The sequence below is a fragment of the Pseudoalteromonas sp. SWN166 genome (assembly GCF_015864485.1).
Lineage (GTDB): Bacteria > Pseudomonadota > Gammaproteobacteria > Enterobacterales > Alteromonadaceae > Pseudoalteromonas.
Genome location: NZ_JADYXB010000035.1, coordinates 35614 through 42508 on the forward strand (window position 1 = coordinate 35614; position 6895 = coordinate 42508).

Genomic DNA, 6895 nt, shown 5'->3' on the forward strand with positions numbered 1-6895 from the left:
TATGTTGAGCCACGTAGACGAAAACGGCCAAGCGAATATGGTTGATGTATCGCTCAAAGACGTAACCCTGCGTGATGCCTCAGCTGAAGCATTTATTAGCATGAGCAAGGTTGCTTTTGAGCAAGTAATGCTTAATCAAAATAAAAAAGGCGATGTGTTAGGCGTGGCACGTATTGCAGGTATTCAAGGCGCTAAAAAGTGCGCCGATTTAATCCCGCTTTGCCATCCGCTTGCATTGAGTAAAGTAGCTGTTGATTTTGAACTTGATGAAGCTAACAGCCAAATTAAAATAACCAGCTACTGCAAACTTGCCGGTAAAACTGGGGTCGAAATGGAAGCGTTAACAGCGGTATCTGTTGCTGCGCTTACTTTGTTTGATATGTGTAAAGCAGCCGACCCACTAATGGAAATTAGCGGCATGTGCGTTACTCAAAAAGCAGGGGGCAAAAATGGCAGTTGGCAGCGCGATTAATCCAAACGATGTTTTACCTAGCGCCGGAAAAGTAGAGTTATTGTTTTTTGGGCAACTAAAAGAGCGCTTAAAGTGCAGTAAATTAAGTCTTGAGATTAGCCAACCACTTAGTATTTCAGAACTTAAATTAAAATTAGTGAGTCAATACCCACATTGGCAACCGTGGCTGGAAGAGCGAGAGCTACTTGCTGCGCTTAACCAAACTATGTCATCAAGTGATGAAATAGTAAAAGTGGGGGATGAGCTTGCCTTTTTTCCGCCAGTTACAGGTGGCTAATGAGCATACATATTCAAGTACAAACCGATGATTTTAATGTAGGTGACGAGCACAATACGCTTTGCAGTAATAATAAAAGCGATGGCGCTGTTGTCACCTTTACAGGTTTGGTAAGAGAGTTCAGCAGTGGCGATAACGTTATTGCACTTGAGCTTGAACACTATCCTGGTATGACAGAGCAACTTCTGCAATCTATAGCAGAGCAAGCACAAACGCGCTGGCAACTGGCGAGAATATGTATTATTCACCGCGTTGGTTATCTAGCACTTGGCGAGCAAATTGTATTTGTTGGCGTAACGTCCCGCCACCGCCAAGCCGCGTTTGAAGGCGCACAATTTATAATGGATTACTTAAAAAACCACGCCACGTTTTGGAAAAAAGAACACTTTAAAGACTCATCAAATTGGGTTGAATTTAAACAAAGTGACAAACAAGCGCTGGGCAAGTGGCAAAAGTAGTTATAAATGTAATGTGTGAATAAAGATGCGTTCAAAATTTATCTCAAAAAGAGAGTCACTAGAGTCCGCTGCGCTTTGGGTAGCAGTCCTATTAATTTTAACTATTATGTTAGAGCTCATAACAGGCTGGTCGATAGGTGGAAAAAGCACTGCTGGTCACTCTATAAATATTGAGCCTGAACAGTTTTGGTTTGAAATAAAATTGCACTGCAGCTTAGTATTATGGTTTATTTTTAGATCTTTTTTTACTTTTCCATTTTTTAGGGCGCAGTACAATAGCTTGCTTAGCTTCAGAGAAAAATACAAAATCATATCAAATATTCTTTTTTATATACTTACTCCCATTTTTGTAGTGTTTCTAATTTTAACTTTATTATATATTAGCGACTTATAAAAATTGTTCAGTTTGTCATCAAGGATGAATGATGAAAATTTACACTCTCTTACTATTAGCTATTTTTTTACAACCGTTCTGTATTTACTTTGCTTTGTATGCCAAAGCAAAATATTCATCAGAAAATAAGCCAATTAATCAACTTGCGTTAGGTGTTACGCCAAGTCTTGCATATCTATCCGCAGAAGGTTTCTGGAATGCATTCGTTTTACTGTTTATTGTTACTGTAGTGTCACTTGTTTTATCGTTGTTGCTAAATTTTAGGTATGTAATAGCTAGAAAAATAAATACTAGCGCTATCCTAACGTCAATAGTTTCATTTCTTTTGATAGCAGGTTTTTTCGACTGGTTAGTTGGTCACTTTATAGTTGAAAACGGGTATGAAAAATTTTGGCCTTCACTTTATTTTCTGGGGTTGATTTTTAGTGCTTTAATTATAAAGGTCATTGAAAGCAAACGAAAAATAAAAGATGGATTGAGTAATATGCTCGTGCTGGCTTTGTGCGTTGCTGCGTCATTTATTCCTGCATTTGGGGATGCATTTATTTTATGTACACTTATTAATATATTTCTACTTATTCCTATAGGTGGCGCTATTGTAAGCAGTGACGTAGATAATACCTCAGCGGGTGGCATCGCCTTTTTTTATGGCTATGTATTTATTATGAGCTTACCTGTTAGTGTGCTGCTGTATTTAGTGTTGAGCTCTTCCTAATCGCTATAAAACGGAAGGTTTAGGTAGTAATATATTTTTAGGCTATTTAAAGTATTCATTAAAGGTTTTATATGAAAATCATCTCGACTAATATCTCTAAAATTAAAACTCTTATTCATAATGGTAAAGAGGTGAAAACGGGAATATTCAAAACCCCAACTAACGAACCTGTAGCGATTGAAAAGCTAAATGTTATAGGTGACGAACAAGCTGATTTAGTTAACCACGGCGGGGCGGATAAAGCAGTATATGCGTTTTCGCAAAATCATTATGAGTATTGGCAGAAGGCTCTTGAAAACGAGAACTTAAGTAGCGGTATATTTGGTGAAAACTTTACAATTTCAGACCTTGATGAGCAAAATATACACATAGGTGACCATATTCGTATTGGTACTGCATTACTTGAAGTAAGCCAGCCGCGTGTGCCGTGCTTTAAATTGGCTATTGCACTTAATAATAAAAACAGCCTTAAACTGTTTACTCAGTATTACCACACCGGTGTTTACTTTAGAGTGCTTGAACAAGGCATTGCTAAAACAGGTGATGCGGTGACCATTGAGAAAAAAGCAACGCATAACATTTCAGTAAAAACGTTGTTTCAGGCGTTTTTTGATAAACAATACCCAGGTTATGAAAGCGTATTACTAGCAGCACTTGAACTACCCGAGCTTGCGCTTGAGTGGCAAATTAAGATTAAAAAGAAGCTCGCAATATAACGCCGTGTGAGTGCTGTTAAACTTTAGCTTTCCAATCACCTTCTTTTAAAAAATGTTGCTGTAAAAGGGTTAGTAAACTTTCAGTAACTGGGCCTGTAGGTTTGCTTCTTGATACCACACAGCCTAAAGGCGTTAGCCAACCACCTTGCTCATGTACTACAGGAAGAGCAACAAGGTCACCTTGTTTAAGTTGTTGTTTTATTGCCAACTCAGGCACCAACGCCCAGCCCACATTTTGTGTTACCAAATCTATAAGTGTTTGATGAGTATTGGCGTACCAAACCTTAGCGCTTATAGCATAGCTAAACCATAACTCTGATTGATTGAGGCTACGGTGAGCACATTGCCTATGTGCTTTTAAGTCACTGCTATTTACTTTATTAAGTTTAGCAAGCGCATGTTGCGGTGACGCAATCGTTAAAAATCGAGCTTGGCCTAGCAAAAAAAAGTCCATATCTACCTTTAATTCACCATCACTATATATGATGCCTATTTGCGCTTTACCTGTTTTTATAAGTTCTTCTACATCAAACGTAGTAGCTGATATTAGCTCAAAGTTTGTAATAGGGTACTGCTGTGCAAGTGGGGCTATTATTTTTAAAATCCCGTGATTACTTATACTCTCGTCAATCGCAATTACTACGTCTTGCTCGTTGTTTTTAGCAAGAGACTCAACTTTTTGATCGAAATAAGTTTGTTGTTGCAGTATTGAATAAGCCACAGGTAGCAGGATTTTTCCACTTTCTGTTAAAGTGGGAGTGTTTTTATTACGGTCAAACAATGTTTGATCTATTGCAATTTCAAGGTTAGAAATAGCTTGGCTAATACCCGACTGCGCACGCTTTAATTTTCGGCCGGTTGCTGAAAAAGAGCCGGTTTCTACTACGGTTACAAATACTTTCAGTTGCTCTAAGCTGTACATTTTATTCTACTTTATCTAGAACTATATACTCATCTTATCACTATAGGTGATAGTTGCTAACTTTTGTAACTAAATAAATCTGTCATTATTACTACACTTAAATATGAATAGATAAAAGAGGACATTATGACAGAGAAAATGGGGGCAACAGAGCGAGTATTTCAGGCAGTTTTGTTTGAGATTTTAGCCGTGTCGTTATCAATTTTAGGTTTAGCACTATTTACAGATCATGCAATTGGGGCTTTATCGGGCACGATGGTAATTGTTGCAACCATTGCTATGTGCTGGAACTTTATTTTCAACTGGTGTTTTGACAAAGTAGCTACCGGTGCAAAAGAGCAACGTTCTGTATTATTCCGTATTTTTCACGTGCTTTTATTTCAAGGCGGGTTACTTGTTTTTACTATCCCCGTGATGGCAATCATTTTAAAAGTAGGCCTATGGGAAGCATTAATAATGGATATAGGCGTAACTTTTTTTATAACCCTTTATGCTTTTACTTTTAACCTAGTGTACGATCACACACGAGCTTATATTTTTCATTCAAAAAATGCTGCATGTTAATGCACTTTTTAAATATGGGATGACTTAACAAAATTTCGTATTTAGCTGCTGGTGTATTTGCCAATACACCAGCATTTTTAGAAGCTTTTATACTACCTGCGTCCGCTTTGTAGTGGCAAAAAAATAACAATGAAGCTTTTATCAAAAATTGAGTAAAGCTAAATATGTACTGTTATTTAGCTTTGAATATTACAATTTTTAATGCTGTGATTAAATCCTCTAAATAAAATCAAAATTTATAGACTACCTAGTAAAAAAAAATAAATCTGCTATACCTAAGGTTATGAATACTATATTTAATATAGTGTTATGCATAAAAATAATAATTAGTAGCTAAAATAGGTGTCGCACATGAATATCTCCAGAAAGTTGATGCTTATTGTCATTTTAACTGCAGCAGAAGTAAGTATTACTATTTATTCAGCTTTTGAAATAGCAAAGGGGGCAAAGTTTCACCAACTTAATTTTCTTCACTTAAAATATGCTCAGCAACTTACCAAGTCAGTTAAAAAAATAGAAAACGATATTCCCATTGATATAAACACTATCGAGTCAGATATATTGTTAATTAGACAACTACCCATTGAGTGTATTGACGAAATAAACCCATTAAATCTTGCCATTATGAAAGCTATTAACACAGATCACATGCTAACAATCTGTCAAAACGATATTAAAATTGCAGATAAAGCTTTATTGTCAGTTGATCAATATAAAAAGGCTGAATTGAGCAGAGATGATTTTTTACTAAACCTAAATGTGTCACTTAATGGCTTTAATATAAGTTCAGAGCTGTTTGAAGAACCAATCAGAAAAACAGTATCGTTTATACTGATGACGCTAATACCCCTTGTTTTGATTATATCTTTTTTCAATATTATTTTTATAACGTATCTTTCTCGCACTATATCTAGCTCTATCCGAAATCTAACCCTGCTTTTATCAAGTAAGCCCGAAAGCAATATTAATCTAGATGATGAACTTGATATTAAAACGTCAGGTGAATTAAAAGCATTAGTGATAGCGGCGAGGCAGCGTATTAAAAATGATCTTTTAAATATTGAAAACAGCATTGAGCTCAAAGAAATTATAAACAGCCAAACGGCTTCTCTGCAGCAAGCAAATGATGAACTTGCTCAGTTTGCTTACCGAGCATCTCATGATCTAAAATCACCATTATCTGGGGCTAAGTCTCTGGCACATTTTGTTATTGAAGATATAAAAGCAGGAGATATTGAAGAGGCGAGTCAAAATGCGCTGATTATTTATCAACAAATGGAGAAGTTAGAAACACTTGTTGTTGATATCTTACTGTTAGCGAAAGCTGAAATTGGTAATGAAGATAGAAACATTATTGACTTTAACCAGTTAATTATTGACATGAAAGAGCGACTTACTTGGCTCATGCAAGATAACCCTTGTACGCTTAAAACAACTATTAATTTATCTGTACCAATAAAATCTGAAAAAGCACGTTTTGCTCAAATTATCGAAAACTTGATATCTAACGGACTTAAATATTACGACAGAGATAAAGATGCACCTTTTGTTCACTGTGATATTTTTAACGAACAGGAAAATTTTATTATTATTGTTACAGATAACGGCATTGGAATACCACAAAAGCATCAAAGTGAAGTGTTTGATATGTTCAAACGATTTCATGCAGACACGAGCAGTGGCTCTGGTTTAGGTATGGCGCTGGTTAAAAAACATATTGAATATTTAAATGGTGAAATATCGCTGCAAAGTTCTGCTGAAGGTACAGCGTTTAAAATAATAATACCAATGGATAAGCTAACATGACAAAAATTAAACCCCCAATATTAATTGTCGATGACAATGAAGTTGATCGCTACATTCTTAAAAGACTAATAAAAGAAGCCGAATTAGAGCTTACAATTTTTGAAAAAAAAGATGGTCAAGAAGCATTAGAATTTTTAGAGAATTATGAAGCTAACAGAAAAGAATACCCTGATGGATTTCCTCCAATACTTATATTTTTAGACATTAATATGCCAAGAGTTAATGGGATCCAATTTTTAGAGAAATTTTCTAAACTAAGAAAGATGATAGAAATCAGCTCTTGTGTGGTTATGATGTTTAGCTCATCTGAAAGAGAAGAAGAAAAAAAGATAATAATGTCACACGATTTTGTTAAAGGTTACCTTGTAAAAGGCACCTTTCAAGCGGCAGATTTGAAAGAGAAGATATTGGCTGTCATCGGTCAGCATTTAAACGAAAACAGCTGATTTGTAGGTAGTGTTTAGAAATCTGTGTCATTTCAGTATTATTAAGAAAACAGGAGTGACACATGACTCAATCTTTCGATTTCAACAAAGCATTAGCTGAACTTCAAGCTGGTAAAGGTCTTACT

At 35.7% G+C, this 6895-nt stretch carries 9 protein-coding genes; 8 read left to right on the top strand and 1 reads right to left on the bottom strand.

All coding sequences use genetic code 11. The features are described from left to right. The first annotated feature begins 1 nt into the window (after position 1). The 5 genes from moaC (at position 2) to I6F49_RS16535 (ending at position 3032) form a co-directional block, all read left to right on the top strand. A complete protein-coding gene (gene moaC, locus I6F49_RS16515; protein ID WP_197181367.1) occupies positions 2-472 on the top strand; it encodes a cyclic pyranopterin monophosphate synthase MoaC in 471 nt (156 codons plus the stop codon). Further along, entirely contained in the window at positions 450-749 is a 300-nt protein-coding gene (locus I6F49_RS16520) for a MoaD/ThiS family protein (protein WP_166420735.1), read from the top strand. Before moaC ends, I6F49_RS16520 begins: the two co-directional genes overlap by 23 nt. Beyond that, the gene (moaE, locus tag I6F49_RS16525; protein ID WP_182779952.1) at positions 749-1207 is read left to right on the top strand and encodes a molybdopterin synthase catalytic subunit MoaE; all 459 of its coding nucleotides are present in this window, start codon (positions 749-751) and stop codon (positions 1205-1207) included. Before I6F49_RS16520 ends, moaE begins: the two co-directional genes overlap by 1 nt. Before the next feature lie 422 nt (positions 1208-1629). After that, positions 1630-2316, top strand: a complete 687-nt coding sequence (locus I6F49_RS16530) for a hypothetical protein (RefSeq protein ID WP_197181363.1) — start codon at positions 1630-1632, stop codon at positions 2314-2316. 71 nt (positions 2317-2387) lie between these two features. Next, a complete protein-coding gene (locus I6F49_RS16535) occupies positions 2388-3032 on the top strand; it encodes an MOSC domain-containing protein (protein ID WP_197181364.1) in 645 nt (214 codons plus the stop codon). Between the two features lie 16 nt (positions 3033-3048). Here I6F49_RS16535 and I6F49_RS16540 read toward each other — a convergent pair whose 3' ends face one another. Next, the gene (locus I6F49_RS16540; protein ID WP_197181365.1) at positions 3049-3954 is read right to left on the bottom strand and encodes a LysR family transcriptional regulator; all 906 of its coding nucleotides are present in this window, start codon (positions 3952-3954) and stop codon (positions 3049-3051) included. A 126-nt stretch (positions 3955-4080) separates the two neighbouring features. Here I6F49_RS16540 and I6F49_RS16545 point away from each other — a divergent pair, with 126 nt between their 5' ends. The 3 genes from I6F49_RS16545 to I6F49_RS16555 all read left to right on the top strand — a co-directional run bounded on the left by I6F49_RS16545 (position 4081) and on the right by I6F49_RS16555 (position 6770). Continuing rightward, complete coding sequence (locus I6F49_RS16545) at positions 4081-4518, top strand: PACE efflux transporter (RefSeq protein WP_197118774.1); 438 nt, start codon at positions 4081-4083, stop codon at positions 4516-4518. Positions 4519-4869: 351 nt separating this feature from the next. Continuing rightward, the gene (locus I6F49_RS16550; RefSeq protein ID WP_197181368.1) at positions 4870-6324 is read left to right on the top strand and encodes a sensor histidine kinase; all 1455 of its coding nucleotides are present in this window, start codon (positions 4870-4872) and stop codon (positions 6322-6324) included. After that, entirely contained in the window at positions 6321-6770 is a 450-nt protein-coding gene (locus tag I6F49_RS16555; RefSeq protein WP_197181366.1) for a response regulator, read from the top strand. Before I6F49_RS16550 ends, I6F49_RS16555 begins: the two co-directional genes overlap by 4 nt. Positions 6771-6895: the final 125 nt, after the last annotated feature.

Excerpts from the sequence above, each read along its gene's own strand:
- I6F49_RS16555 (WP_197181366.1), top strand. The coding sequence starts at position 6,321 with ATGACAAAAATTAAACCCCCAATATTAATTGTCGATGACAATGAAGTT.
- I6F49_RS16530 (WP_197181363.1), top strand. The coding sequence starts at position 1,630 with ATGATGAAAATTTACACTCTCTTACTATTAGCTATTTTTTTACAACCG.
- moaE (WP_182779952.1), top strand. The coding sequence starts at position 749 with ATGAGCATACATATTCAAGTACAAACCGATGATTTTAATGTAGGTGAC.
- I6F49_RS16550 (WP_197181368.1), top strand. The coding sequence starts at position 4,870 with ATGAATATCTCCAGAAAGTTGATGCTTATTGTCATTTTAACTGCAGCA.
- I6F49_RS16535 (WP_197181364.1), top strand. The coding sequence starts at position 2,388 with ATGAAAATCATCTCGACTAATATCTCTAAAATTAAAACTCTTATTCAT.
- moaC (WP_197181367.1), top strand. The coding sequence starts at position 2 with ATGTTGAGCCACGTAGACGAAAACGGCCAAGCGAATATGGTTGATGTA.
- I6F49_RS16540 (WP_197181365.1), bottom strand. The coding sequence starts at position 3,954 with ATGTACAGCTTAGAGCAACTGAAAGTATTTGTAACCGTAGTAGAAACC.
- I6F49_RS16545 (WP_197118774.1), top strand. The coding sequence starts at position 4,081 with ATGACAGAGAAAATGGGGGCAACAGAGCGAGTATTTCAGGCAGTTTTG.
- I6F49_RS16520 (WP_166420735.1), top strand. The coding sequence starts at position 450 with ATGGCAGTTGGCAGCGCGATTAATCCAAACGATGTTTTACCTAGCGCC.